This is a genomic window from Paraburkholderia sp. GAS334, from assembly GCF_050436625.1.
GTDB lineage: Bacteria > Pseudomonadota > Gammaproteobacteria > Burkholderiales > Burkholderiaceae > Paraburkholderia.
Genome location: NZ_JBNDMO010000013.1, coordinates 131,358 through 157,997 on the forward strand (window position 1 = coordinate 131,358; position 26,640 = coordinate 157,997).

The following is a 26,640-nucleotide window of genomic DNA, read 5'->3' on the forward strand; positions in this document are numbered from 1 at the left end:
GCTTTACGGACCGGCAACATACCGCTTCCCATTGAGAGCGATTATTGCGAAATAAGTCCAGCGGCCATCGGTGGATAAAGACCGGGAAAGGCAGGCAATTCGCGCATTAGGTGCGCGGCATGGGGAATCAACCCTGCGCGCCGATCACATTCGCGACACGCACATGCCGCGTATCGGGCACTTCCGCGTAAGACAGCACCTTCAACTGGGGCAGACTGCGGCGCAGGAAGCGCGCGAGCATCGCACGCAGCGAATGCTGCACGAGCAGCACCGGCGCGAGGCCCAGATGCTGCTGACGCGTCATCGCCTTCTGTACTTCCGTCAGGAGCGTATGCGCGAGACCTGGCTCGAGGCCCGGATTCGCGCCGGTCGCAAGCGCCTGTGACAGCACACGTTCGAGGTTGGCGTCGAGGCCCATCACCTGCATGTCGCCGGAGCCGGGGAACCACTGCTGCGTGATCGCGCGACCCAGCGCGAGACGCACTGCCGCGGTGAGATCGTGCGCATCCGTGATCTTTGGCGCGTGTTCGGCAAGCGATTCGAGAATCGTGCGCAGGTCGCGGATCGGCACGCCTTCTTCCAGCAGGTTCTGCAGCACCTTTTGCAGCGTCGTGAGCGGCAGGATTTTGGGCACCAGATCGTCGACGAGCGATGGCGTGTCCTTCTGCATCCGCTCGATCAGCGACTGCACTTCCTGACGGCCGAGCAGTTCCGACGCGTGCGTGACGACCAGGTGATTCAGATGCGTCGCGACGACCGTGCTCGAATCGACCACCGTGTAGCCATACACCTGCGCCTGTTCGCGCAGGTTCGTATCGATCCAGATGGCCGGCAGCCCGAAAGCGGGATCCTGCGTCGGCGTGCCCGGCAACGCGGCCGTCACCTGGCCCGGATTGATCGCGAGCCACTGGCCCGGATATGCCTCGCCAACACCCACTTCGACGCCCTTCAGCGCAATCCGGTAGCCGTTCGGCCTCAATTCGAGGTTGTCCCGGATGTGAATCACCGGCGGCAAAAAGCCAATTTCCTGAGCGAACTTCTTGCGGATGCTCTTGATCCGCTTGAGCAGTTCGCCGTCGGAATTCTTGTCGACGAGCGGAATCAGCCGGTAGCCGACTTCGAGGCCGAGCGTGTCGATCATCGTCACGTCGTCCCAGCTGGCTTCGGTGGCCTCGGACGGCGTGAGCGCGGCCGGCGCGACGTTCACGAGCGCGGCGGCCGTCTTGCTCTGCGACGCGCGCTTTTTCATCGTGCGGCCAAGCTGGATCAGGCCGCCGCCGAGCAGCAGAAACGCGAAGTGCGGCATGCCCGGGATCAAACCCATCAGCACGAGAATCGCGCCGGTGATCACCAGCACGCGCGGGTTCGTGAAGAGCTGGCCCGTCAGCTGCGTGCCGATGTCTTCGTTGGTCGCGACGCGCGACACGATCACACCGGCCGCCGTCGAGATCACGAGCGACGGGATCTGCGCGACGAGGCCGTCGCCGATCGTCAGCAGCGTGTAGACCTTGCCCGCCGATGCGAAGTCCATGCCGTGCTGCGCGACGCCCACAATCAGGCCGCCGAAGATGTTGATCACCATGATCAGCAGGCCGGCAATCGCATCGCCGCGCACGAACTTGCTCGCACCGTCCATCGAGCCGTAGAACTCGGCCTCCTGCGAGATTTCCGAGCGCCGCTTGCGGGCCTGTTCTTCGTTGATGAGGCCGGCGTTCAGGTCGGCGTCGATCGCCATCTGCTTGCCGGGCATCGCGTCGAGCGTGAAACGCGCGGACACTTCCGCGATCCGCCCCGCGCCCTTCGTGATCACCATGAAGTTGATGACCATCAGGATAATGAAGACGACGATACCGACCGCGAAGTTGCCGCCCACAAGGAAGTGACCGAACGACTCGATCACCTGACCGGCCGCGTCCGGGCCGGTGTGGCCTTCGAGCAGCACGACCCGCGTGGACGCCACGTTCAGCGAAAGACGCAGCAACGTCGAAAACAGCAGCACGCTCGGGAAGGCCGCGAAGTCGAGCGGCTTCATCGTGTACATGCTGACGAGCAGTACCATCACCGAAAGCGCGATGTTGAAGGTGAACAGCAGATCCAGCAGGAACGGCGGCAACGGCAGGATCATCATGCCGAGAATCATGACGATCAGCACCGGACCCGCGAGCGCGCGCAGGTTGGTGCCGCTCAATGCGTCCGGCCGTCGCGAAAGGAACCCTACGCGTGCGTTCATGCTGAGGCTCCCTTGCCTTCGTTTTCATCGCCGAGCGCGTCGGCGGCTTCCTGATCGGCTTCGCCGTCCGCGACGCCGCCCTTGTCGAGGTCGGCGGGCACATCGAACCCGGTCGGTGCGACCGGCGCCTCGCCGCCTTCGTCCTTGAAACGTTTGAGCTGGTAGACCCACGCCAGCACTTCTGCGACCGCGCCGTACAGCGGGCCCGGAATTTCGCGATTCAGTTCGACGTTGTGGTACAGCGCCCGCGCGAGCGGCGGCGCTTCGAGCAGCGGCACGTTGTTCTCGGTGGCCAGCTCGCGGATGCGCGCGGCCACGAGGTTCACGCCCTTCGCAACGACCTTCGGCGCGCGCATCTCGCCATCCGTGTACTGCAGCGCGACGGCGAAGTGGGTCGGGTTGGTCACGACGACGTCCGCCTTCGGCACTTCCGACATCATCCGGCGACGCGCAATCGCGCGCTGCTGCTGGCGGATGCGGCCCTTCACGTGCGGATCGCCTTCGTTTTCGCGGTGTTCGCGTTTCACTTCGTCCTTCGTCATGCGCAACTTCTTGTGGTACGTCCAGAGCTGATACGGCACGTCGAGGGCGGCGACGAGCGCCATGCCGGCCACGGTCATCCCGCAGCAGACGGCGATCAGATGAACGGCGTTGGCGAACGCTTCGTGCATCGGCTGCATCCCGAGCGCGAGGATTTCGTCGCGATGACTCATGATCGCCGTTGCGCCGATGACGCCGACCACCAGCGTCTTCGCGAACGACAGGCCAAGCTGGATCGGGCCGTTGATCGAAAACATGCGGCCCAGACCGGTGATCGGGTTGAGCCGGCTGAACTTCGGCTCCCAGGATTTCGTCGAGATCAGCCAGCCACCGAGCGCGAGCGGCGAGAGCAATGCGGCGGCGCCCGTCAGCGCGAGGATCGGGAACAGCACCGACAGGCCTTCGCGACCTGCGACGCCCGCACTGATCAGCATGCGGCGTGTTTCGAAAACGGTCGCGTGGTCGAAAGTGAAGGCCGCCCGCAGCATGTTCTGCATACGCTCGCCGATCGAGCCGGACATCGCCCACGTGCCGAAAAAACCCGCCGACAGCAGCGCAAAGGTGGAAAGCTCCCGGGAACGCGCAACCTGCCCCTCTTCCCGCGCCTTTTCGATGCGCCGGGGAGTGGCTGATTCGGTTTTTTCGAGGTCGCTATCCTCTGCCAACGCGCTCTCCAGATGATCGGGGCACCATGCCCTTTTTCAGTGAGAGCGATTATTCCTGCAGAAGTCGAGCGACGATCGACGGATAAGGCCGGGGAAAGGGCGGTATTTCGCGGGATGGGTACGCGGCGGCAGGGCTTTCGCCCGTGCCGCACCGGAATCATGACGGCGGCCGCGCCCGCGAGGACGCCGCCGCCCAGCCTGTCGATGCATTACCGGCGGGCGTTGTCCCACGCCGGATCTTTTTCCAGCACGACATAGAACTGCAACGTGCACAATTCGAGCAGCTCGTCGCGCGTGACGTTCTTCAGCGTCAGACGATCGGTTTCGATCGACGTCGGCGTCGACGCTGCGTGGGTGTTCCAGAACCCTTCCAGGCGCCGGTCAATGGCGTTGCGGAACGTGACGACCCGGTATCCAGTCTCGGTGCAGAATCTCAGCACTTCGTTCTGCGTGAAGAAGCGGATATGCGTGATGTCCAGCAGGCCCGCACCGGAGTACGTCCAGTTGCCCTTACTCAGATCGTCGATGAGCATCAGGTTGCGCACGTTCGGGATGCTTAGCACGAGCTGCCCGGTAGGCGACATGTAGGGCCGCAGCGTGACCATCACGTCCCACGGGTTGTACATGTGCTCCAGCACATCCGCGAGCAGCACGGCGTCCAGCGTGCCCTTCGCAATCCCTTCCGCTTCGAGGTCGAAGTCCTCGAACTTGCCTACAAGGACCCGATCGATCTTGCCTTTGGCGAAGTTCGCCGCGGCACGGTTCACCTCGACGCCCCAGACCCGGCTTTGGGGAAACCGCTGCTTGATCAGCGCGGCCGTCGACCCACCCGCGCAGCCGATATCGAGCGCAACAGACGGGTTGTTCGTGTACAGCGCGACCAGGTCCTCGCGACCTCCCATGTGGTAGGCCGCGGCCACGTCGCCGTGCTCGACATCGAGAAATTCCTGCCACACGTAGCGCTGCGTGCTGGCGATCTTGCGAGCACAGCGGCTGATCAGTTCGGCTGTTCGTGCTGCAGCGCTGACAGCTGTCACTTCGTGATACCAGGACTTGCGCCGCGCGGCCAAGCTGGCCGTGACCGCACGGAACGTCGCATCGCCCATCAGTTGCTGAACGAGCGGCGCCACTTGCGCGGCCTCGACGCACAGCACACCGTCGCGGGCGCCGAAGCTGCCGCCGGCCACCGCGCCGAAGTCGGTCTCGACGTTGATCGCCGGTACGTCCGACAGCAGGGCTTCGATCGCGAAATTCGATTCGTACGACACGACGACGTCAGCGGCTGCGGCCCAGTAACGCGCTTCATCGACCGAATAGCGAACGTGGTCGGCCACGCCGTAACTCGTGGCGATCTGCATGAACTGCTCGCCTGCCCGATCTCCCGACGCACCGTTGCCGCGCTCCTTGAAGACAAGCACGACGTCCGTCGTCGCCGACTTGCGCAGCGCGGCGAGCGCACTGCAGGCCTCGTGCATCTGGGTCGCGGCATCGCGGTTGTCGAGCGCGCTCAGCCGCGCGTTCCACGTTGAGCCCCAGACGACCCAGTGCGCAGCGAGCGGCAGGCTGTAGGCCGCGGCGAGTTGCGCGCGCAGTTCGCCGCGGTTGGCCACCAGCACCGGTAGCATTTCCCAGTGCGAATTGCCGACGACGTGAATGTGATCTGCGGGAATGCCGATATCCTCGAAGTACTGCGCACTGCGCGGGCCGGCGACCGCCATGTGGTCCGAGAGGCACGGCTCGCCGATGTAATCGCGGCCCATGCCCGTGCCGTGCGCCACCTGCAGCACTGGAATCTCGTGCGCCCGCGACCACAACGCCAGCGTCTTGCCGTCGCGCATGACATCTTCGTTGAGCACGGTGATTTCGATGTCGTAGTCGTGCGAGAGGACGGTCAGCACATTAAGCCAGCCCTCGATCACCGGCAGTTCGACGGCGACCACTTCTTCAACGTCCCGCAGCACATCGCGCGACACGGGGTCTTCCGCAAGACCGACACTCGCGGGGCCTTCGGCGAACCGCTTTACGAGCGCGACCGCCATACCGGTGCGGGCCGATGCGCTGTCCGTAGGCAGTAGATGCAGTGTCGAACCGCGTTTCTCAACGATGTCGCGCAGCGCAGCGCTCGCCAGATAGTCCGGCACGATCACCGCGCGTGGGCGGTCCTGCAGATAATGCTCGAGAACCGACAGGTTCTTTTCCCAGAGGGAATAAATGAGGGCGGTCTTTTTCATTCGCTACGTCCACCTGTTGCCTGCACGAACCGGGACACGACCTTTCGTTGCAGTTGATATTCAAGTCCGGCGCCAAGACCGGTGCAATCTCTCTCGCACAGTCTGGCGAGCGCCGGGTTCTGATGCCACGACTGCACGAAGCCCTGCAGTTGTCGATCGAGCTGTTCCGCGTCGACCCAGCGCTGGAGCGTGGGGCCGTTGCGCGGCGCGAGATCGGCCCAGCTGATCGCATCGGTGCGGCCAAGGAACGTCGTCAGCAGGAAGTACGCGACCTTGCGATTGCGCAGACGGTCAAGGTGCGCGTCGAACCGCTCGCGCCACACGTCGACAGGCAGGTTGAGTCGCGACGCGAGGTCGTCGAGCCTTACCGGCGAGCTGGCGAGATAGCGGGTCAACATCAGGTCGTTCGCCTGCCAGCGCTGGTTGGCCGCGTCGTCACGCTCGTTTTCCAGCACGACCATGTAGCGGCCGGTCGTGAAGTTGTTCAGACACGCAAACCATTCCTGCTCGAGAAACAGCGTCATATCCAGCAGCGCGTCGTCGGATCCGATCCACGACAGCTGGCGATGCCACCAGTTGGTCGACTGCAATGGCTTGGGAAAATGCCAATGACGATATTCCCCACTAAACACGCTGCCGTACGGCACCAGTGCAACGACTCGCATGCCGAGGCGATTCGCCGACGCCACCACTTCGTCGCTCGACCAGTGCATGTTGAACGCCGAGGCGTCCTGCTTCATCAGCGATTCCACCGTCACGTTCTGACCACGCGAAAAGCTCAGATGGTCCAACGAGTAGATGTCGAAAATCAGCCGGCCGCCGGGTTTCACCACACGCTGCCACTCTTTCAGCACGTTTTCCACGTGCGGAAAATGCGTCATCACGTTCAGCGAAATAAGGCTGTCGAAGCGGCCGCTTTCGAACGGTAGCGCCGTCACGTCACCCGGCACCAGTTCGACCGGCTGACCGCCCGCGAGCCGGCGACACTCGTCGAGCATCGCCTGCGAGCTGTCGGTGCCGGCGAGCCGAAACCCTTTCGAGAGAAGCGGCAGGGAAGCGCGCCCGGTGCCGATGCCGACATCCAGCACGTCCACACCTTTCACATAGTGCTCGCACAGCGCCACTTCAACCTTGTTCTTCAGCCGGTTGGTGCCCGTATTCTCCATCATGCGGTCCGAATACCACGCCACCATGCCCGGGTCTTTCCACGCGTCCGTCTTCCACGCGATCAGATCCTGCTCAGAGTTGCTCATCACTGTCCTTATTCAGAATTCAATCGAAACGCGCTGCCGGGCCAGCACAAACGCTTCGGCTGCCGCGAATCCGGCCGAAGCGCCGCGCCATCCGGCCAGGTGCCGCACAGCTTCCAGCGAGCGTGCGTGCGGGAACGGCCTCATCTCTCCGGCATACGCATTCAGCGCAGCCAGCTTTGCATCCAGGGTTCGTCCGATGCCGACGAACACGTTCGGTACGAACGGCACTGCCGCACCCGCGGGCATCCATTCCGTCGCCGACGACACCTCGAAACACAGCACCTGGTCGACACAATGGCCCGGCAGCGGACGACAAGCCGTCATCACGGCCTCATGCGTGCGCCGGTGATCGATGTTCAGATCGCCAGCGAAATGCGTGTAGACCGTCGACGGCCGATAACGCTCGACCAGCTCTTCCACCACTTTCACCAGGTCCAGCAATGCGACGCAGTCGAGCCGGTTATCCGGAAAATCGAACAGCGTCAGCGTCTTTGCGCCGACGATCGACTGCGCCTCCGAGGCCGCGTCGTGCAGGCGTGCGAACGCCGCGTCGTCGGCCGGACCGCGGCTCGTCAGCCCCTGCGCGAGAATCGCAATGTGCACGTCGTCGCCGCGCGCGGCATGGGCGGCCATCGTGCCGCCGCAGCCGAGGATTTCATCGTCGGGATGAGCAGCCACCACGAGGATCGACTGTTTTTTCATCGCTCTCTCACCGCTTTTTCAACACGCAATGCCATGACGCGATCACGCCCGGTTGCGGCAGCAGCACGCGCACGACCTTTTCTTCCAGCGCGACCCAATCCCAGCCTTCAAACAATTCACGCAGATGCGTCTCGTCGCTGAAATGCACGCGCCCGACGCCCGCGAAAGGCCCCGATTCGATGTGATCGCGCGTCCACCGGTCACCCGCCGGCACACCTGACTGAAACCCTGTGTGTGACGTGGAAAACCAGTCGATGCCGATATACAGGCCACCCGGCTTCAGCTTCGACGCGAGCCGGCCGATGCCACGACGGATCGACGCTTCATCGTTATGCGTCATGGCCGCGCGGTCGACGATCAGGTCGAACGCCCCGTCGAAAGGAATGTTCGCGATGAAGTCGCCGGTCGTGATCTGCGACGCCATTTGCGGGAACCGCTCACGCACTGTGTGTGCCGCAGTCTCGCTGCCTTCCACCGCGAAGTACTGTGCGCCTGTCGACAGCAGAAACGGAATGTTCGCGCCCACGCCGCATCCCACTTCGAGAATGCGGCTCGCGCTGTTCAGATGCTTTGCGTGACGGCGAGTCATGCTGACGAGATCGGACCAGGGCCAGCGGCTGTCATGACCGCCTTCACTGAACGCACGTTCCCAAGCAGAGGAAAAGCTCACAGCGGGTGTACTCCGTGAAAAAAATCCAGCAATGGAACCGGACTATTCATCCACACATCGACGATGCCGAGTGCCGGCACAAATTCGCCATGCAGCTGCGAATACGGCTCGCACCTGTAGTCCTGGTAAATCACTTCGATGTCGTGTGAAGCAAAGGCGGATTCATTCAGATAGTCGCGTCCGAGCTTGCCCGAAAGATAGCGATTCGCGCCAAAATGCCGGCACAGATCGAGAACCAGATCCGATTTCTTCGATAACACGGGCAGTTCGCTCGAGCGAACCAGCTGCGTGGCGCCGAGTCCGAGCTCCTGAATCCAGAATTGCAGCTGCCACCAGCAGAAGTCCGCAAGCGATGCATGTGCGCCGCCATAGAGCGCTTCCAGCCGCGCGAACTTTTCCGCGAATCCAGGCGCCTTCGCATAGCTGAGCGCGATCGCCTTCAGATGCTTCTTGCGCCACGCCAGGCTGTCGTCGATTTCCAGCGTCTGCAGCGTGCCTTCAAGATGACCTTTCTGACGCACCGGCACCGTCAGCCAGAACGGACCGTTCGGCCCCTTGATGCGATTGCGATTGGTAAAGCTGTTCTTCTCGAACTGCACCGTGTCCAGGTAGACGAAGATATCCGCGCGCGCGATCTTCGCGAAGTAGCCCAGCCACGGCAGATACGCCGGCTGATGCGCGGACAGGCTGCACGTCATCACGCCTCCGCTCCGCCGGTGGCTTCGACCTGCGCGCGGTAATACCCCGCACGTACTTGCATCGGGTTGCCGGTGACAAGGGAGAACGACGGGATGTCGCCGGCATCGACAACCGTGCCGGCCGCCACGACGCAGTAGTCGCCCAGCCGCGCGCCGCCCTTGATGACACTGTGCGAGCCGATAAACACGTGATTGCCGATATGGATGTCGCGGCGGTCGATTTCGTCTGACAGCCCAAGACAGCGGCGATGTGAATCCGCGCAGTTGATCGCAACGAACGACGCGATATCGCAGTCGTGACCGATGACGACATTCGCGCCCTTCGCGTTGACTTCCGACATCGCACCGATGAACGTGCCCTCGCCGATCCGCGGCTCGCCATTGATCCACACGAGCGGGTGAAACCGGTTCGGCTTGAATGTCGTCAGCTCAGTGAACTGCTGCTGCAGTGCTTCGACGCGTATGGAATCAGGTGCGCTCATCGACCGTCTCCCTGATCTCGCGCTGCATGTCGCCGAGTTCGAGCCGGCGGCCGGCTGCCAGCGGCCGATGTGCAGTCATGCCCACCACCTGCGCCAGCATGTCGGGCGCAAGGCCGCCGCCGGGCCGGCGCGCGCCGATGTTGTCCGCCGTCAGCGTTTCGCCCGCGGCGACATCGCGCAACACGACGAGACTGCGGCGTGCGAGCACGCGCATGTCGAGTTCCGCGGGTGTCGGACGCACCAGCGGGCTGCCGAGCATCGCATGCGCGGTGCGAATGCCGTTGATCCATTGTTCAAGCCCCGCGGGTTCTTCGGAGAACCAGTGGTCGGGACCGGGCAGGTCCTGCGCCAGCGTGAAGTGCTTTTCGAAGACGCACGCGCCGAGCGCGGTCGCGAGCGATGCTGCAAGCGGCCCCTGTGTGTGGTCGGAAAAGCCGACCTGCAGACCGCCGAAAGCCTGGCGCAATGTGGCGAGCTTGCGGATGTTGACGTCGGCGGGCGGCGTCGGATATTGCGACGTGCACAGCAGCAGCACGACGGGATAGCCGTCGTACCAGCCGGCCGCTTCGAGCGCCTGATGCACTTCGCCGATGTCGCTCATTCCACACGACAGGATCAGCGGCAAACCGGTCTGCGCGTAACGGCGGATCAGCGGCAGATTGGTGAAATCGTCGGAGCCGATCTTGACGGCCGGTACACCGATCTCGAGCAACAGATCGAGATCGGCAGGATTCTGTGGCGTCGACAGGAACGTGATGCCAGCCTTGTCGCAATGCGCTTTCAGCTTGAACCAGTTTTCGCGGCTGAACTCGTAGCGTTGGAACATCGACAGCATCGATTCCGTCACCGCTACGCCCTGCGACTGATACGTGAACGTTTGCTTCGGATCACCGCAAAAATCGACAGCCTTGAAGGTCTGGAACTTGACCGCGTCCGCACCGGCGGCCTTCGCGGCCTCAATCATCCGGAACGCACGTTCGAGCTCACCGTTGTGGTTGATGCCCACTTCAGCAATGGTGAACGGCTCACATCCCACGCCGATCAGGCGACCGCACAGCTCAATGTCTCGTTGCATGTTATGCGCACCTGTCCATCGTTTCATTGACAGCGTCGACGACGCGCGCTGCGCCTCTTCCATCGACGCATCCCCATGCCGCCCGCGACATCGAACGCAGTGCGTCCGCATCGAGCGCGCGCAATCCTTCTGCGTAGGTGTCTGCAGTTACGTCTCGCGCCTTCCCGAGCGAGCGCGCGCAACCGCGCTCCGTCAGTGCAGCAATCACCTCGCGCTGGTTGTCGGCAAGCTCGACCACGAGCGCGGGCACGCCCAGCAGGCAGCGCTCCCAGCTTGCGCTGCCCGCGCTGCCGACACTCAGATCGGCAACCGACAACAGATCCGCCATGTACGGAGTTTGCTGATGGAACCCCCAGCCGAGGCTTTGGCACGCCACTTCGATTCCGGACGGATCCGGGTGTGCCGCACCGATTACGACGTCGACCTCCCAGCCAGTGTTTTCCAAGGTCGCGAGTCCCTGCAATGCCTTCGCCGTTTCATTGCCTTCGTCGCTGCCGCTGAAAAACATCACGACGCGCCGCAACTGGCCGTCGCGCGGCGCACACCGCGTGCGGGCCGCGCGAAATTCCGGCTGCACGAGCGCGAAGCGCGGTCCGAGCAGCAACTGGCACGCCTCCGGCACCCAGCGCTCATAGCGCTGCGCCGAAGGCGAACAATCGTTCTGGTCGAGCAACCAGTCGCATGCATGTGGACGGTCGGCCAGATCGTCGATTGCCAGCAGCCGGCCGACTGTTTGTCGCAATGCGACTTCCCAGCGGGCGTCGAGTCCGTAGTGATCGACGACAACCAGATCCGCCTGCCAGCGTCTTGCAAACTCCCGTGTTTCCTCTGCGTCGGCTTCAGCGTCGTCGTCATCGCCCGCCAGTACGTGAAGCGCGTAGCCGGTTTGTTCCGGTAGCGTCAACAGCGCGCCCGGAAGATCGCGACACACAAACGCGATCGCGGCGCCCCGGGCGGCGAACTGGCGCGCCAGCGCAAGCGACCGCATCAGGTGTCCCATGCCGGTTGCCGCGCCGCTATCGCAACGGAAAAGTACGCGACGCATTACATGCCACTCATTTCGCGCGCGAGGCGTTGCGCAACCATGAAGTCGTCGGCCGTATCGATGTCGACCGAGCGCGTGAACGGCATCAGATGCGCGCGCATGCCCGGTCCGTAGAACTCGCCGTGGGCGAGAAACGCGGCGACGTCGACGGCATACGTGCTGCCATTCCCCGCGACCAGCGTGCCCACGTCACTGCTGCGCAGGTTGCACAACGCTGGCCACATCGGATCGACGCGGCCGTCGGCGGCGAGTTTCAGCGCCTGATGCGGGTAGTGCGTAAAGCCCGTCGCCGCAATTGCGAAATTGCAATCGGGTTCGGCAAGCAACGCCATCGTCGCGCGGATGTCGGCCGCGTTACGCAGCGGCGCAGTCGCATACAGGCAGCACATCTGCGTGTCGTCGTGACCCGCTTCGCGGCGACGTGCCAGCAGGTCGCGTGCAACCTGCACGATCGTCGCGTCGTCGCCGGCCAGATCGACGCGGCGACGGTCCAGCTTCGCGCCGCAAGCCAGTGCGACTTCGGCGATCTCGTCGTCGTCGGTCGACACGACGATGTCGTCGAACAGGCCCGCCTGCTGTGCCGCCTCAATCGTCCACGCAATTATCGGCCGGCCCAAGAAGGGCAGCACGTTCTTGCGTGGCAGCCGTTTCGAGCCGCCGCGCGCGGGGATCAGGGCAAGCCTAGCCATGGCTCAGGTCGTCGAGGCTCAAGACGTGGCCGGCGGGCAGGTCGCGCACCAGCGTCGTTTCGAGCAGTTCTTCATAACGGTCAGGACCGATGCCGAATCCAGGACGGCGGAACTCGACTGCAATGTCGCCCAGCTTCTGGCCTGCCTGCGCCGAACCCTGAAGGTGAACGCTGCGGCGAATGCGCTTGCGCTTCTGGAGTTCTTCCGCGTGCATCACGCGCCGGTTCGTGCCGAGCGCCATTTCGACATCGCGGATCGCCTGCACGAAGCCGCGCATGTCCTGCGGTTCGAGCGAGAAGACGTGCTCGACGCTACGCGTCATGCGGTCTTCGGTGATCGTCTTTTCGAGCAGGTTCGCGCCGAGCGCAAGCGCGGCGACGTCCATGTCCCAGCCCGGCGTGTGATCAGAAAACGCGACCGGGTACGGGAACATGCGCTTGAGCGTCGGAATGACGTTCAGGTTGATGCTCGACAGGCGCGCCGGATAGCCGGACGGGCACTGGTGAATGATGATGTTTTCGTTGCCTTCGGCGCGGATCACGTCAATCGCGGCTTCCACTTCGCCGACACTCGCGTTGCCCGTGTCCAGCTGAAGACACATGCCCGTGCCCGCCGCCTGACGCAGCAGCGGGAAATGATTGACGTCGGCCGACGCGATCTTGATCGAATCGCAGCCGAGGCTCTCGAGCAGGCGCACGTCTTCTTCGAACGAAACGGTCGAGAAGAATGCGAGGCCCAGCGAATCGCTGTACGCCTTCAGCTCGCGCCATTCCGACTCGGCCAGACACCGGCGCCGAAGAATCTCGTACAGCGATTCTTCGACCGGCTCCGTCTTTCCGGTTGCGCGGTCGACCAGCACTTCGTAGCTGAAGGTCATCGCCTTGTCGGCGACGAGGCGGTCCGGATCGAAGATCTGGAATTTGACAGCGTCGGCACCAGCGTCCGCTGCCAGTTTGACGAGGCGCTTCGCCGACGCGAGGCTGTCGTGCGTCGGACCAGCTTCGTAGGTGATGAAGCAAGGCTGGCCGTCGCCGACGACGCGCTCTCCAAAGTGTACGGTCATCATGAAATCTCGCTCAATGTCGTGGTGACTGCGTCGACAACCCTCTCAAAATCCTGATCCCGCATCGCGGGGAACAGCGGCAAAGTCAACGCACGGTAGTAGTAATGTTCGGCGTTCCTGCAGTAGCCAGGCTGGAACCCCCGCGCACGGTAAAACGGCTGCAGATATACGGGCTGATAGTGAACGTTGACCTGCACGCCTCGGGCGCGCAGCGCGTTGAAGGCCGGTTTGCGCCAGCTGGCGTCGTCCAGTGTGACGACCTGCAGATGCCACGCCGGACGGGCGTCCGGTGCGTCTTCGGGCAGGCTGAGCGGCAATCCGGCAAGCGCCTCGCGATAGCGCCCCACCAGTTCGCGCCGGCGCGCGACGAACCCGTCGAGCCGGTTCATCTGGCTGGCGCCGAGCGCGGCCTGAATGTCGGTCATCCGATAGTTGAAGCCGAGATCAAGCTGCTGGTAGCTCCATGGGCCATCCACTTCGCCCTGCAGTTGCGCCGGGTCGCGCGTGATGCCGTGTGAGCGGAAGCGCAGCAACGCCTGATACAGATCCTCGCGGTTAGTCAGCACCATCCCGCCTTCGGCGGTGGTGACGATCTTGACCGGATGGAAGCTGAACACGGTGACGTCGGAATATGTGCAGCTTCCCACCGGCTTGTCGCGGTACTGGCCGCCGATCGCGTGCGACGCGTCTTCGACGAGCGCGAAGCCGTAGCGCTGCGAAAGTTCGTGCAGCGCGGCCATGTAGCATGATTGCCCGGCAAAGTGCACCGGCACCACGACTTTCGGCAGGCGGCCCGCGCGTTGCGCTTCTTCGAGCTTGTGCGCCAGATGCTCGACGGACAGATTCAGCGTGCGTGGATCGATATCGACGAAATCGATGTCCGCGCCGCAGTAGAGCGCGCAGTTCGCCGATGCCACAAACGTGTTCGGTGAGGTCCACAGCAGATCACCCGGCCCGAGATCGAGCGCGAGGCAGGCGACGTGAAGCGCCGCCGTCGCGTTCGACACCGCGACCGCGTAACGTGCGCCGCAATATTGCGCGACGCGCGCTTCGAAGTGCTCGATGGCGGGACCTTGCGTCAACCAGTCCGAGCGCAGCACCACGTTGACCGCGGCAATGTCGTCGTCGTCGATGGATTGACGGCCGTAGGGAATGGCTGCGCTCATGCCGTCTGGCGATCGAGTTTCATCAGTTCGTCGACATCGAGGAACCGCGTGTTGTTGTCGGACGTGTACTTGAAACCTTCCGCAACCGGCTTGCCTTTCTCGCCGAGGCCGTTCACCGCGTAGTCGGTCTGTACGACAAACTGAATGGACGGCTTGATCACGTAGTGATCATCGAATTCCAGCGTATTGATGCTGTCGTCACGGGCGATCATCATCTCGTGAAGCTTCTCGCCGGGACGGATACCGACCATGCGCTGCGGCAGCAGCGGCGCCATCGAGGTTGCCAGATCGACGATCCGGACCGACGGAATCTTCGGCACCAGCAACTCGCCGCCCTGAATGCGCGCGAAACTCTTCATGACGAAGTCGGCGCCATGGTGCAACGGGATCCAGAACCGCGTCATTCTCGGGTCGGTGATCGGGAGGCTGTCCGCGCCCTCGGCGATCAGTTTGCGGAAGAACGGCACAACCGAGCCACGCGAACCAACAACGTTGCCGTAACGCACCACAGCAAAACGCGTGCAATGTCCGCCGACCAGGTTGTTCGCCGCGACGAACAGCTTGTCCGACAGCAATTTGGTCGCGCCGTACAGATTGATCGGGCTGGCGGCCTTGTCTGTCGACAGCGCGATCACCTTTTCGACGCCGTTCTCGATCGCCGCGTTAATGACGTTTTCCGCGCCGTTGACGTTTGTGCGGATGCATTCCGTCGGGTTGTATTCCGCGGCCGGAACCTGCTTCAGGGCCGCTGCGTGGATCACATAGTCGATGCCGCGCATCGCCTGACTCATGCGTGCCGCGTCGCGCACGTCACCCAGGAAGTAACGCATGCAGGGGGCGTTGAACACCTGCTGCATTTCGAACTGCTTCAGCTCGTCGCGTGAAAACACCACGATCCGGGCCGGCCGGTAGTTCTCCAGCAGGGATCTGATGAATTTCTGGCCGAACGAGCCCGTTCCACCCGTAATGAAGATCGACTTGTTATCAAACATTGTTCGGTCCCTTCGACTTACCGCATTTGCCTGGCGGGCGTATTGCCCAATGGGACCTATTATTCCCGCGGACGTCGAGCGACGATCGACGGATAAAGCTAGGGAAAGGGGGGTATTTCGCGGGATAGCCACCTGCACGGGCGCGCTGTGGCACGGGCGCTGGAAGGTTCCGTTCTAACCAACGACAGCGGGAAAGGGACGGCTCCGGGTGGGCGTGCGCGGACTCTCGCGCCGCCTGAGCCGCCCCTTTTCCCGCCGGATCAGAACGCGATGAACGGCGCCTGGCCGGTGGTTGAACGCAGATCCATGCCGTAGAACACGTAGCGGCCGAAGAAGAACGGAAGGCCGAGATCGACCACGCCTGCCCCGATGCCCTGACCTGCCACGTCGTTGAAGGCAAAGTTACTGCCGCTCGAGACCAGCGTCGCCGCGCTGACGACGTTCATGTTGATGTTCGCCGTCGCGCTGCCGGCGCCCTTCACGGTGAACGGGCGCGTCTGCGCGGTCGGCGGGCAGTAGAAGCCTGGCTGGTTGCTGCCGCAGGCCTGTAGCGTCGTGTCGTCGAAGAAGTAGCCGTTTGAACCCGTATCGAACAGCGCTTTCGCCGGCTGACCGTTGAACGTGCTGCTAATCAGGTCGCCAGCATCGTCAGAGAGGAAGGTTTGCGCCGCCCCCAGTGAGTTGTTCGACTGCGTGTTGATGCCGAACACAAGCGTGCCCCGTGCCGAAGCCGCACCGGTATTCGGCACCGGCGGCAGCTGCACGATCACGCCGTTGTTGTCGCCGTTGAATTTCGGCACCGGATTGGTCACCTGCTGCGTGCTCAACGCCACGGTTGGGGCGCACGTGTTGCCGGTGCAACCGTAGTAATTGCCGGGAGCGGGCGCCTTCGTCGTGTCGGAACAGTTGGTGCCGCAGTCGATCTGCATCACGCCTACGCCAAGGATGCCGTTCACGCGAAGATCGTCGACCGTGTTCTCGGGCACGCCATTGCAGGTCGACGGCACCGCAGCCGGCAAATCGCCAATGATCTGGATCGGCAGACCGGACGCCTGCTTCTGCCCGATGGTGACATCGGCAGTACGCACGGTGCCCCACGTGAAGCCATCGGCGAAGTGCCTACATTCGGCCAGTTGCTGCGAGCCGTTGACGGTTGTTATCGGCAAGCCCCCCACCGCCGTCAGCGATGGATTGAGCACCGAACTCACGATCCGCAGCCCGAACGAGGCCGTGTCGAGCTGCACGTGATCGATGACCTGGCAGTTGGCCGTGCTCCCCGGCGCGCAGACCTTCACGCTGACAGTGGCGATGTTGATGACGTTCTTGAGGCCCTTATCGACGGTAATGGCGACGGTGTTCGCCGCACCCGCCGCGATCGGCTGCTGCGTCGGGCCGGCCGGCAACGAATTGATGCCGCCGTTGCTCGAGTTGCCGCCGTTGTCGCCGCCGCCCCCGCCGCATGCCGCCACGAGCGACACCCCGATGGCCACGGCTGCGACCTGCATCCATCCCTTGAGCTTCGATGTGATTTGCACGCTTCGTCTCCTGGTCATCAAGTGATCACTGGATGTCCTGGCCGCTGACGCCTGCCGGCAGCGCCTTCGGCAGCCAGGCGACACCCGCGAAGGCGCCCATATGGCCCCCGGAGCGCACGACCAGCGTGTCCTGATTGACCGACGCCACGCCGCGCCGGCCGAGGGTTGCGCGCGCGGCCTTCACGGCGTCGACGTATTGCGGGAAATAGCTGCCGAGCAGCACGGAGAGATCGGGCATCTGCGGCCCCTGCCACGCGATACCGAACACCGTCCCCGCCGACGAGACGTACTCGTGCACGACCGTGCCGCTGCCGAACGTCGTATCAACGACGGTGTAGGAGGCTGACGGAGACGAAGCAGCTGGGGAAGATGCCGCCGAAGAGGCGGCCGAAGAAGCAGAGCGCGCAACGACCGATGAGCCCTGCACGACGCGGGAAGAGGTGGAAGCGTCCGCGGGCGGCGTCATCGGGCTGGCGCCGAGACCCGCATGGGCGGACCGGACAACGATCAACGTACAGCACAATCCGAGCGACGCCAGTGCAACGGCGCGCGAGAGGCGACTCGATTTCGACATTTCAGGCTCTCCCTGACAGTGGCCGCGTGGTCCGCAAAGGCGCGAACCGGCAGCTCTGGATCTGGCCAGCCGTTCGCGCAGCGAACCGCGCGCCGGCATCATGTCGTCGTAGTATGCCTGCGGAACCTTTCAAAGAGTCAGTTCTGGCAGAAGGGAATGAAGCGCCACATCAACCGCGCGCATTCCGGGACCGCCGGAATGCCGCGCGACGGCGCTCGCATCAAAACCCGAGGCTTGCCAGCAGATCGTCGACCTGCGCCTGATCCTGCACGACGTCGGCCTTGCCTTCCGGGTTGATCTGCGGCCCGTTCAGCAGACCTTCCGGGCTGCCGGTCGGCGACATGGCTTCGGAGGCCACCAGCGCCGCGGCTGTCGCCGCGAACTGTTCGCGCCGCTCCGGTGCGATGTTCTCGACCAGCACACCGAGCAACTGCTGCTCGATCAGGTACACGACGTCCATGATCTTCTTGATGACCTGGCCCGTCAGATCCTGGAAATCCTGCGCGAGCATGATTTCGAGCAGCTGCGAGCTGGTCGCCGTGGTCGAATCGGGCAGATTCTTCAGGAACGTGCGCGTGTCGCCCATCAGCGCGCGCACTTCCTCGCGCTCTATGGGAGCGGCGTACCACTCGTCCCAGCGCGCCTCGAGGACACCCGCGTCGCGCTGCAGCTGCTCCTGCACCGGCTTCGCGATCTCGATGGCGGTCAGGACGCGTTCGGCGGCCTGCTCCGTCATCGTCACGACGTACTTCAGACGGTCGCGCGCGTCCGGCACGGCTTCCGCCGCGCGCTCGACATGCTTGTCGAGCCCCAGCTCGCGCATCGAGTCGCGCAGGTTGCGCGTCAGTTGCCCGATGCGGGCGAGAATCCGGTCGGTTGCGAGGTCGCTTCCGTCGTCCCGCGTATCGGCGCCTTGCGCGTCGGTCGGCTCATTCACAATCAGTTCCCCGTCTTCGCCATCTTCTCGAGAATCTTGTTGAGTTTCTCGTCGAGCGTCACCGCCGTGAACGGCTTGACCACATAGCCGCTCGCACCGGCCTGCGCCGCCGCGATGATGTTTTCCTTCTTCGATTCCGCCGTCACCATCAGCACCGGCAGGTGCGTCAGGTTCGCGTCGGCGCGAATTTCCTTCAGCATCGCGAGGCCGTCGAGGTTCGGCATGTTCCAGTCGGAAATCACGAAGTCGTAACGGCCGCTGCGCAGACGCGAGAGGCCGACTGCGCCATCTTCCGCCTCGTCGACGTTCGAGTAGCCCAGCTCCTTCAGCAGGTTGCGAACGATCCGGCGCATCGTCGGAAAGTCGTCCACCACCAGAATTTTCATTCCCTTATCCATTTCAATTCCCTTTCCCTTGTCTTAGAAGGTGCGGCGAGCGTCCGCCTGTTCGTTCAGTTCCAGGCGGGCATCATACCCGCTGTACGCGGTCGCCCATCGACGCAAGACGGGCCATCACGCGCCGGCTCATCTCGGAAAGCGATGCAATCTCGTCCGCTGCGCCCATCGCGATGGCTTCGCGCGGCATCCCGAACACGATACAGCTCGCCTCATCCTGCGCGAGCGTGTAAGCGCCCGCCTTTTTCATATCCAGCAACCCCGCTGCGCCGTCACGCCCCATGCCGGTCAGGATCACGCCGACGGCGTTCTTGCCTGCATGCTGCGCCGCCGAGCGGAACAACACATCGACCGATGGCCGGTGACGGTTCACCGGCGGCTCGTCAGACAGATGCGCAATATAGTTCGCACCGCTCCTTGCCAGCAAGAGGTGAGCGTGGCCAGGCGCGATATACGCGTGGCCAGGCAGCACACGTTCACCGTGCTCAGCTTCTTTAACGGTAATACGACATAAACCATTGAGGCGTTGCGCAAAAGATTTTGTAAATCCCGGCGGCATGTGTTGCGCGATCAACACAGCGGGTGCGTCCGGCGGCAGCGGCACGAGCACTTCGCGGATCGCTTCGGTGCCGCCCGTCGACGCGCCGACGATGATCAGCTTTTCCGTCGACAGCAGCGGATTGTTGAAGAGCGGCGCCGGCGCGGCCGGTGCGTGCGCATGCGCACCCGGTTGCGGCGCGGGCGCAGCCTGGCGCACACGGGCGCGGGCGGCGGCGCGAACCTTGTCGGCAAGCTTTTCGGCGTAGTCGAGCATGCCGTCGCGAATGCCGACCTTCGGCTTCGTGACGAAGTCGACTGCGCCGAGTTCGAGCGCGCGCAGCGTGATTTCGTTGCCGCGTTCCGTCAGCGACGACACCATCACAACGGGCATCGGCCGCAGGCGCATCAGCTTTTCGAGGAAGTCGAGGCCATCCATGCGCGGCATTTCGACGTCGAGCGTCAGGACGTCCGGGTTGTGCTGCTTGATGAGATCACGCGCGACGAGCGGATCCGGCGCGGTCGCGACGACCGTCATGTCCGGCTGCGCGTTGATAATTTCGGTCATCAGGCTACGGATCAGCGCTGAATCGTCGACACACAATACCTTGATTTTCTGCACGGCTGTCACGCCTCCTCTACGGTCCTGGCGTTGTTCTGGTTAGTCAGGCGCGTCGCGCCAGACAGTTCGATGCGCGGCTTCGTTGGCGCGGCGGCTCTCGCGGCGGCAGTCGACACGCCTGCTGTCGCGCTTGCTGCCGGACTGGCGCCGAACAGCTCGATGCGCGGCCTGCCAGCCGGCGACGCAAAGAGTTCGACCCGCTCGCGGGCCCGCGCGAGCCGTTCGGCGCGCGCTTCGGCGGTCTGCCGGGCGAGCGCCTGCTCGCGCTCGGTGACCCCCTGATCCTGCTGCAGACGCAGCTTCTTCACCATCACCTGGCCCGTGCGCGGCATGAACGCGACCTTGCGCGGATGCCCGCCCTGCAGGTCCTCGGCGGTGATGCGGATTTTTTCCAGCGCCAGATAGCGACGCACGAATTCCGAGTTGCGATCGCCGATGTTCATCGTCGTCATGCCGGCGAGCACAGCCGCGCCGCCGAACACCTTCGCTTCGAAGCGCTCGCGCCGGCCGCCGGCCTTGATGAGTTCGTTGATCAGCACTTCCATCGCGTAGGCGCCGTAGCGCATCGAATCCGACCCGGCCTGGACGACGTCGGCGCCGTCATCGGGGAGCATGAAGTGGTTCATGCCGCCGATGCCCGCTGTGCGATCCTGGATGCACGCCGCCACGCACGAGCCGAGCACGGTGACGAGCACCATGTCGTCGCCGGTCGTGTAGAACTCGTTCGGCAGCAGCTTGACGCCTGGACGCTGGAAGTGATTGTCGAAGTAGTGATTGGTCGCGATCGGCAGGGTGCTGCTCATACGCTTACCTCACCCATCGCCGAAGTCGAAACATGCGACGTCGCTGCACGCGAGGTGCCGCGCGCGCCACTGACATCGCGCGTGAGTTCGTAGACCGTCTGGCCGCGCAGCCTGAATGCCTGCGTCACGTACGTGAAGTTTTCCGAGTGGCCGGCAAACAGCAGCCCGCCCGGTTTCACAAGCGGCTCGAAGCGCGACAGCACGTGCGACTGCGTCGGTTTGTCAAAATAGATCATCACGTTGCGGCAGAAGATCGCGTCGAACGGCGAGCGCAATGCGTAGTCGCGGTCGGTCAGGTTCAGCTGCTCGAAGCGGACCATTGCGCGCACTTCCGGACGCACCTTCACCATGCCGGCATGCGCGCCGGTGCCTCTCAGGAAGAAGCGCTTCAGCCGTTCCGGCGACAGGTGCTTCACCTGATCGAACTGGTACATGCCGGCTTCGGCCTTCGCGAGCACCTGCGTGTCGATGTCGGTGGCGTGGACAGTGGCACTACGCGCCGCGCTGTCGCCAAGCGCCTCGATCAGCGTCATGGCGATCGAATACGGCTCTTCACCCGTCGAAGCCGCCGAGCACCACACCGACACCGGCGAACTGCGCTTCTTCACGAAGTCGGCGAGGATCGGAAAGTGATGCGCTTCACGGAAGAACGCCGTGAGGTTCGTGGTCAGCGCGTTCGTGAACGCTTCCCACTCGGCCGGATCGTTTGCCGATTCGAGCATGTCGAGATATGACTTGAAGCTTTCGAGCCCGCGGGCGCGCAGGCGCCGCGCGAGGCGGCTGTACGCCATGTCGCGCTTGTGGTCCGACAGCGAAATGCCCGCGCTGCGGTGGATCAGCTCGCGGATGCGGGCGAAATCCGCCGACGTGAACTCGAAGTCACGTGCCTGGTCGCCGGAGCGACCCGCGTCGGCCCGTTCGGACCGCTGCTCTGCGCGCGTTGCCATCATGCCTGACCGCCATTTCCTAGAACGTTTCCCAGTCGGCGTCGGAGCCGGCTGTACTGGACGCGGCCGCTGCCGGACGCGCTGCCGGTTCAACCGCGCCTGCTGAGGATTTCTTCTTCACTGCGGGTTCGGTACGTAGCGCCGCGGATTCCGGCTTCGCAGCCGGTGCTGCTGCGGGTGCCGTGGTGACATGGGCCTGCGCTTTGGCTGCGCGGGCTGCCGGAGCGGCCGACGCGACGGCCGCCGCCGGTGACACATGCGTTGCAGGCTTCGCGGCCGACGGCATCACCGGCGCGCGTGCGCGCTGCGGTCGCGTCACGCTGCTGCGCTGCTGTTCGTGCATGCCGCCTGTCACCCGCCAGCCGCCGACCACGGTCTGCAACTGGCGCGTCTGCTCTTCGAGCGATGCAGCCGCCGCTGCCGCTTCTTCGACAAGCGCCGCGTTCTGCTGCGTCACTTCGTCCATCTGCACGACGGCGCGGTTGACCTGCTCGATGCCGGTCGACTGCTCTTCCGAAGCCGCACTGATCTCGCCCATGATGTCGGTCACGCGGCGCACGGCCTGCACGATCTCGTCCATCGTCGTGCCGGCACGGCCCACCAGCACCGAGCCGCTCTGAACCTTGTCGGCCGACGTGCCGATCAGCTCCTTGATTTCCTTCGCCGCGCTCGCGCTGCGTTGCGCGAGGCTGCGCACTTCACCTGCGACGACCGCGAAGCCGCGGCCCTGCTCGCCGGCGCGGGCCGCTTCAACGGCGGCGTTCAGCGCGAGGATGTTGGTCTGGAACGCGATGCCTTCGATCACGCCGATGATGTCGACGACCTTGTTGGAACTCGTCGCGATGTCCTGCATCGTGCTGACGACCTGGCTCACCACGTCGCCGCCGCGCGTCGCGATATCCGACGCGTTGACGGCCAGCTGGCTCGCCTGGCGTGCGTTCTCGGCGTTCTGGCGCACGGTGCCGGTCAGCTGCTCCATGCTCGATGCGGTCTGTTGCAGCGAAGCCGCCTGCTGCTCGGTGCGTTGCGACAGATCGGTGTTGCCCATCGCGATTTCACGCGCGCCGGTGTCGATCGAACCGGTGCTGCTGTGCACGGACTTGACCATCGTCGCGAGGCTGTCCTGCATGTTCCTGATCGCGCTGAAGAGACGGCCGATTTCATTGGTGCTGAACACCTCGATCGGCTGCGTCAGGTCGCCCGAAGCAATGCGCTCGAACGCAACGACCGCGTCGTTGAGCGGCTGCACGATCAGGCCGCGCAGTGCGAAGCGGATCAGCACAACCATCACGAGCGCCAGCACCGTGACGCCGATGATGAGCGCCGTCATCGTCGAGATGTTCGCCTGCGACGCTTCCTGGCCGTCGACGGCGCTCTGCTGCAGCGCCTTCAGGACCGGCACGGCCGCGTTGTCATACGCGACGAACATCGGGCTGATCTTCATGTCCGCAATGGCGTGATAACCGGCGAGGTCGCCGGCGCGCAGCGCGGCGAATTCCGGATCCACGCCGTCGCGCATCACGGCCGCGCGACGGGCGAGCAGGTCGTCGAGCAGGGCTGCGTCGACGCCGTTCTTCGGTGCGGCGAGATACGCCTGCCACGCGTCGTTCGACTTGTTGAGCAGTTCCTGCGCGCGCTCGAAGATCTTCTTCGCGTCGTCCGTATTACCGGCTGCCGTCACCGCGTCGAAGCGGTTAAGCGTAATGCGCGAGCGCAACATGAACGCCGACGCGTCGTCGAGCGCGTGAATCGCGACCAGATCGCCACGCGCGATCGAGTCAAGCGACTGGCTCGCGCGGTTCAGCGCCGCCAGTCCAAGTCCGCCGACCACCACGGTCAGCGCAACCAGAACGACGCCCACCGCTGTCAGCGAGGTGCGGATCGACCACTTGCCCAGCATCGTCATTTCTCCCGTTTACCTGTCTTCATATCAGCGCCGCAGCGCTTATTTGCCGAGCGCTTCGATCAGTGCCATTTCCCGGCTGGTCATCAGCTTTTCGATGTCCATCAGGATCAGCATGCGGCCGTCGACCGTGCCGAGGCCGGTCAGATACTCCGTGGTCAGCGTCGCGCCGAATTCCGGTGCGGGCATGATCTGGTCGGTCGCAAGCGTCAGCACGTCCGACACGCCATCGACCACCATCCCGACCACGCGATGCGCGACGTTCAGGATGATCACGACGGTCTGATGGTCATACTCGACGCGGCCAAGGTGAAACTTGATGCGCATGTCGACGATCGGCACGATGATGCCGCGCAGGTTGATCACGCCCTTGATGAACTCGGGCGCGTTCGCGATGCGCGTGACGTTGTCGTAGCCGCGGATTTCCTGCACTTTCAGGATGTCGATGCCGTATTCTTCCGCGCCGAGCGTGAAGACCAGGAATTCCTGCCCGCCGGCGTCGGCCTGCCCTGCATCGCGGCGGCCGTTCGCGCCGCTCACGGTCGAATTGATGGATTGGACTTCTGCCACGTTAGCCCCCAAACGGTTGGGTGAGTTGATAGGTTAAGAAAGGGTGTTCAGGGCACCGTGCGCTGCACGGTTTTCGCGGTTCAGCGCCGCGACGTCCACGATCAGCGCGACACTGCCGTCGCCGAGAATGGTCGCGGCGGAAATGCCGTGCACCTTGCGGTAATTCGTTTCGAGGTTCTTCACCACGACCTGCTGCTGGCCGACCAGTTCGTCGATCAGCATCGCAAAGCGCCGTCCTTCAGTCTGCATGATCGTGACGATGCCCTGCGTCGGGTCGACCTTCGCTTCGTCGACGGAAAATATTTCGTGAAGCGCGACGAGCGGCAAATATTCGCCACGCACGCGCACCACGCGTTCGCCCGCGGCGACGCTGTAGATGTCTTCGGCCTTCGGCTGGAGCGACTCCATCACGAAGTTGAGCGGCAGGATGAAAATCTCGCTGCCCACCTTCACTGACATGCCGTCGAGAATCGCCAGCGTGAGCGGCAACACAATCCGTGTCGTGCTGCCTTTACCCGCGTGCGACGTGATCTCGACGTGACCGCCCATCGACTGGATGTTCCGCTTCACCACATCCATGCCGACGCCGCGGCCGGAGACGTCGGTGACCTGCTCGGCGGTCGAGAAGCCCGGCAGGAAGATCAGGTTCCAGACCTCTTCGTCGGTCATGGTTTCGCTGACCTGCATGCCCTGCTTCGCGGCCTTCGCGAGGATCTTGTCGCGACGCAGGCCGGCGCCGTCGTCACTGACTTCGATCACGATGTTGCCGCCGTGATGCGCAGCCGACAGCACCAGCTGACCGGTCGAATCCTTGCCCGCCGCACGACGCGCTTCCACCGTCTCGATACCGTGATCGAGACTGTTGCGCACGAGGTGGGTCAGCGGATCGATGATGCGTTCGATGAGGCTCTTGTCGAGTTCGGTCGCCTGACCGAAGGTGACGAGTTCCACTTCCTTGCCGAGCTTCGCCGCGAGATCGCGCACGAGGCGCGGGAAGCGGCTGAAGACGTAATCCATCGGCATCATGCGGATCGACATCACCGCTTCCTGCAGATCGCGCGCGTTGCGCTCGAGCTGCGCCATGCCGTTGAAGAGACGGTCGTGCAACGCCGGATCGAAGGTGCTGGTGGTCTCTGCCAGCATGGCCTGCGTGATCACCAGTTCACCGACGAGGTTGATCAGCTGGTCTACTTTTTCGACGCCGACGCGGATCGAACTGCCTTCCGCGGCATTGGCCGCCGCCGGACGGGCGGCTGCCTTGCGTTCTGCTTCGGTACCGCCTGCCGGCGCCGGCGCCGCAGCAACAGCCGGTGCAACGGCGGCTGCTGCGGGCGCCACAAACGCGGGCGCCGCTGCCGCCGGCTCCGCGTCATCTGCCGCGTTCGACACGGCGGCGGCCGGCGCCCCCGCGCCTCCGTCTGCCGTGCTTTCTGCGTCCACCGGATTCGGAGCTGCAGCCGTGGGCGCTCCAGGTTCGCCCTGCTGCGACTCGTCCACCGGCGCTGCGCCGCGGCCGATTTCGATCTGACTGTCGTCAATCACGAAACAGCACACAGCGACGATGTCGTCGGACGACACATCGGATTCGAGCCACAGCGTCAAGTCGCCGCCTGTCTTCACCTGTCCGACGATATGCCCCAGGTTGCCGAGTTCTTCCGTCAGCAGTTCCTGGTCCTTCTCACCTACGCCCCGTAGCGTAATCTTCAGATGCGGGCCGCCCGCATTGCCGGCGGCCGGTGCAGCAGCTGCTGCGCTATCCGTCTTTTCTCCCACTTCCTGCACGGCCTGGTCGACCACATGCTCAGGCGGCCGCATGCCCTGCGGCGCTTCAACCGGTGCCGGCGCCGGCGCCTCGACCGGAGCCGCTGCTGGCGCTGCGGCCGGCGGCGTCGCGCCTGCCGGCAGCACGCCGCGGCTTTCGTTATAGAGGTATTCGAGACGCGCGCAGATCGCCTTCGCGATCGCCGCGTCCGGCTCGGCGCTTGCGCGGTAGTCCGCGAGCTGGCCCGACAGCACGTCCTTCGTTTCGAGGAACGTGTCGATCATGTCCTTGCGCAGCACGAGTTCGTTATTGCGTGCGCGGTCGAGCAGCGATTCGAGAATGTGGGTCGTTTCGGTGAGCGCGGTAAAGCCGAAGGTCGCCGCGCCGCCCTTGATCGAGTGCGCCGCGCGGAAAATCGCCGCGAGGTCTTCAGGATCCGGATGGCCGATGTCGAGATTGAGCAGCAACTGCTCCATCTGCGCGAGCAGTTCGTCCGCTTCGTCGAAGAACGTCTGATAGAACTGAGTGATGTCGAGTGTCATGCCTGGGTCACC

At 63.9% G+C, this 26,640-nt stretch carries 24 protein-coding genes; all 24 read right to left on the reverse strand.

Going from position 1 to position 26,640, the window contains the following annotated elements; genetic code table 11:
- Positions 1 to 127: 127 nt before the first annotated feature.
- The 24 genes from flhA to cheA all read right to left on the reverse strand — a co-directional run bounded on the left by flhA (position 128) and on the right by cheA (position 26,628).
- The gene (gene flhA, locus P3T21_RS23295) at positions 128 to 2,230 is read right to left on the reverse strand and encodes a flagellar biosynthesis protein FlhA (RefSeq protein WP_429258305.1); all 2,103 of its coding nucleotides are present in this window, start codon (positions 2,228 to 2,230) and stop codon (positions 128 to 130) included.
- Positions 2,227 to 3,435: a flagellar biosynthesis protein FlhB gene (flhB, locus tag P3T21_RS23300; RefSeq protein ID WP_429258306.1), complete on the reverse strand. Its 1,209-nt coding sequence runs from the start codon at positions 3,433 to 3,435 to the stop codon at positions 2,227 to 2,229. Before flhB ends, flhA begins: the two co-directional genes overlap by 4 nt.
- 209 nt (positions 3,436 to 3,644) lie before the next feature.
- Positions 3,645 to 5,666 (reverse strand): class I SAM-dependent methyltransferase, encoded by a 2,022-nt coding sequence (locus P3T21_RS23305; protein ID WP_429258307.1) that lies wholly within the window; start codon positions 5,664 to 5,666, stop codon positions 3,645 to 3,647.
- Positions 5,663 to 6,919 (reverse strand): class I SAM-dependent methyltransferase, encoded by a 1,257-nt coding sequence (locus tag P3T21_RS23310; RefSeq protein WP_429258308.1) that lies wholly within the window; start codon positions 6,917 to 6,919, stop codon positions 5,663 to 5,665. Before P3T21_RS23310 ends, P3T21_RS23305 begins: the two co-directional genes overlap by 4 nt.
- A 12-nt stretch (positions 6,920 to 6,931) precedes the next feature.
- A complete protein-coding gene (locus P3T21_RS23315; RefSeq protein ID WP_429258309.1) occupies positions 6,932 to 7,621 on the reverse strand; it encodes a PIG-L deacetylase family protein in 690 nt (229 codons plus the stop codon).
- 7 nt (positions 7,622 to 7,628) lie between these two features.
- A complete protein-coding gene (locus P3T21_RS23320; protein ID WP_429258310.1) occupies positions 7,629 to 8,210 on the reverse strand; it encodes a class I SAM-dependent methyltransferase in 582 nt (193 codons plus the stop codon).
- Positions 8,211 to 8,287: 77 nt separating this feature from the next.
- Positions 8,288 to 8,989, reverse strand: coding sequence for a WbqC family protein (locus tag P3T21_RS23325; RefSeq protein ID WP_429258357.1), 702 nt, complete (start codon positions 8,987 to 8,989; stop codon positions 8,288 to 8,290).
- Positions 8,989 to 9,471, reverse strand: a complete 483-nt coding sequence (locus P3T21_RS23330) for an acyltransferase (protein WP_429258311.1) — start codon at positions 9,469 to 9,471, stop codon at positions 8,989 to 8,991. The genes P3T21_RS23325 and P3T21_RS23330 overlap by 1 nt, the downstream gene beginning before the upstream one ends.
- Entirely contained in the window at positions 9,458 to 10,546 is a 1,089-nt protein-coding gene (locus tag P3T21_RS23335) for an N-acetylneuraminate synthase family protein (protein WP_429258312.1), read from the reverse strand. The genes P3T21_RS23330 and P3T21_RS23335 overlap by 14 nt, the downstream gene beginning before the upstream one ends.
- A gap of 1 nt (position 10,547) precedes the next feature.
- Positions 10,548 to 11,591, reverse strand: coding sequence for a UDP-2,4-diacetamido-2,4,6-trideoxy-beta-L-altropyranose hydrolase (pseG, locus tag P3T21_RS23340; protein WP_429258313.1), 1,044 nt, complete (start codon positions 11,589 to 11,591; stop codon positions 10,548 to 10,550).
- On the reverse strand, positions 11,591 to 12,280 hold the full coding sequence (locus tag P3T21_RS23345; RefSeq protein ID WP_429258314.1) for a cytidylyltransferase domain-containing protein: 690 nt from the start codon (positions 12,278 to 12,280) through the stop codon (positions 11,591 to 11,593). Before P3T21_RS23345 ends, pseG begins: the two co-directional genes overlap by 1 nt.
- Positions 12,273 to 13,346, reverse strand: coding sequence for an N-acetylneuraminate synthase family protein (locus P3T21_RS23350; protein WP_429258315.1), 1,074 nt, complete (start codon positions 13,344 to 13,346; stop codon positions 12,273 to 12,275). The genes P3T21_RS23345 and P3T21_RS23350 overlap by 8 nt, the downstream gene beginning before the upstream one ends.
- Positions 13,343 to 14,509, reverse strand: a complete 1,167-nt coding sequence (pseC, locus tag P3T21_RS23355) for a UDP-4-amino-4,6-dideoxy-N-acetyl-beta-L-altrosamine transaminase (protein WP_429258316.1) — start codon at positions 14,507 to 14,509, stop codon at positions 13,343 to 13,345. The genes P3T21_RS23350 and pseC overlap by 4 nt, the downstream gene beginning before the upstream one ends.
- The gene (gene pseB, locus P3T21_RS23360) at positions 14,506 to 15,501 is read right to left on the reverse strand and encodes a UDP-N-acetylglucosamine 4,6-dehydratase (inverting) (protein ID WP_429258317.1); all 996 of its coding nucleotides are present in this window, start codon (positions 15,499 to 15,501) and stop codon (positions 14,506 to 14,508) included. The genes pseC and pseB overlap by 4 nt, the downstream gene beginning before the upstream one ends.
- 260 nt (positions 15,502 to 15,761) lie before the next feature.
- A complete protein-coding gene (locus P3T21_RS23365; protein ID WP_429258318.1) occupies positions 15,762 to 17,036 on the reverse strand; it encodes a DUF3443 domain-containing protein in 1,275 nt (424 codons plus the stop codon).
- Positions 17,037 to 17,061: 25 nt separating this feature from the next.
- Positions 17,062 to 17,610, reverse strand: a complete 549-nt coding sequence (locus P3T21_RS23370; protein WP_429258319.1) for a DUF2844 domain-containing protein — start codon at positions 17,608 to 17,610, stop codon at positions 17,062 to 17,064.
- Between the two features lie 220 nt (positions 17,611 to 17,830).
- Positions 17,831 to 18,547: a protein phosphatase CheZ gene (gene cheZ, locus P3T21_RS23375; protein ID WP_429258320.1), complete on the reverse strand. Its 717-nt coding sequence runs from the start codon at positions 18,545 to 18,547 to the stop codon at positions 17,831 to 17,833.
- A gap of 2 nt (positions 18,548 to 18,549) precedes the next feature.
- Positions 18,550 to 18,945 carry a chemotaxis response regulator CheY gene (gene cheY, locus P3T21_RS23380; RefSeq protein ID WP_429258321.1) on the reverse strand — a complete coding sequence of 132 codons (396 nt, stop codon included), beginning with the start codon at positions 18,943 to 18,945 and terminating at the stop codon, positions 18,550 to 18,552.
- 70 nt (positions 18,946 to 19,015) lie between these two features.
- Positions 19,016 to 20,101 (reverse strand): protein-glutamate methylesterase/protein-glutamine glutaminase, encoded by a 1,086-nt coding sequence (locus P3T21_RS23385; protein ID WP_429258322.1) that lies wholly within the window; start codon positions 20,099 to 20,101, stop codon positions 19,016 to 19,018.
- 5 nt (positions 20,102 to 20,106) lie between these two features.
- Positions 20,107 to 20,904, reverse strand: a complete 798-nt coding sequence (gene cheD / locus P3T21_RS23390) for a chemoreceptor glutamine deamidase CheD (RefSeq protein ID WP_429258323.1) — start codon at positions 20,902 to 20,904, stop codon at positions 20,107 to 20,109.
- Entirely contained in the window at positions 20,901 to 21,854 is a 954-nt protein-coding gene (locus P3T21_RS23395; RefSeq protein WP_429258324.1) for a CheR family methyltransferase, read from the reverse strand. The genes cheD and P3T21_RS23395 overlap by 4 nt, the downstream gene beginning before the upstream one ends.
- A gap of 16 nt (positions 21,855 to 21,870) precedes the next feature.
- Positions 21,871 to 23,751, reverse strand: a complete 1,881-nt coding sequence (locus tag P3T21_RS23400) for a methyl-accepting chemotaxis protein (protein ID WP_429258325.1) — start codon at positions 23,749 to 23,751, stop codon at positions 21,871 to 21,873.
- A 45-nt stretch (positions 23,752 to 23,796) separates the two neighbouring features.
- On the reverse strand, positions 23,797 to 24,324 hold the full coding sequence (locus P3T21_RS23405; protein WP_429258326.1) for a chemotaxis protein CheW: 528 nt from the start codon (positions 24,322 to 24,324) through the stop codon (positions 23,797 to 23,799).
- 33 nt (positions 24,325 to 24,357) lie between these two features.
- Entirely contained in the window at positions 24,358 to 26,628 is a 2,271-nt protein-coding gene (gene cheA / locus P3T21_RS23410; RefSeq protein ID WP_429258327.1) for a chemotaxis protein CheA, read from the reverse strand.
- Positions 26,629 to 26,640 lie beyond the last annotated feature (12 nt).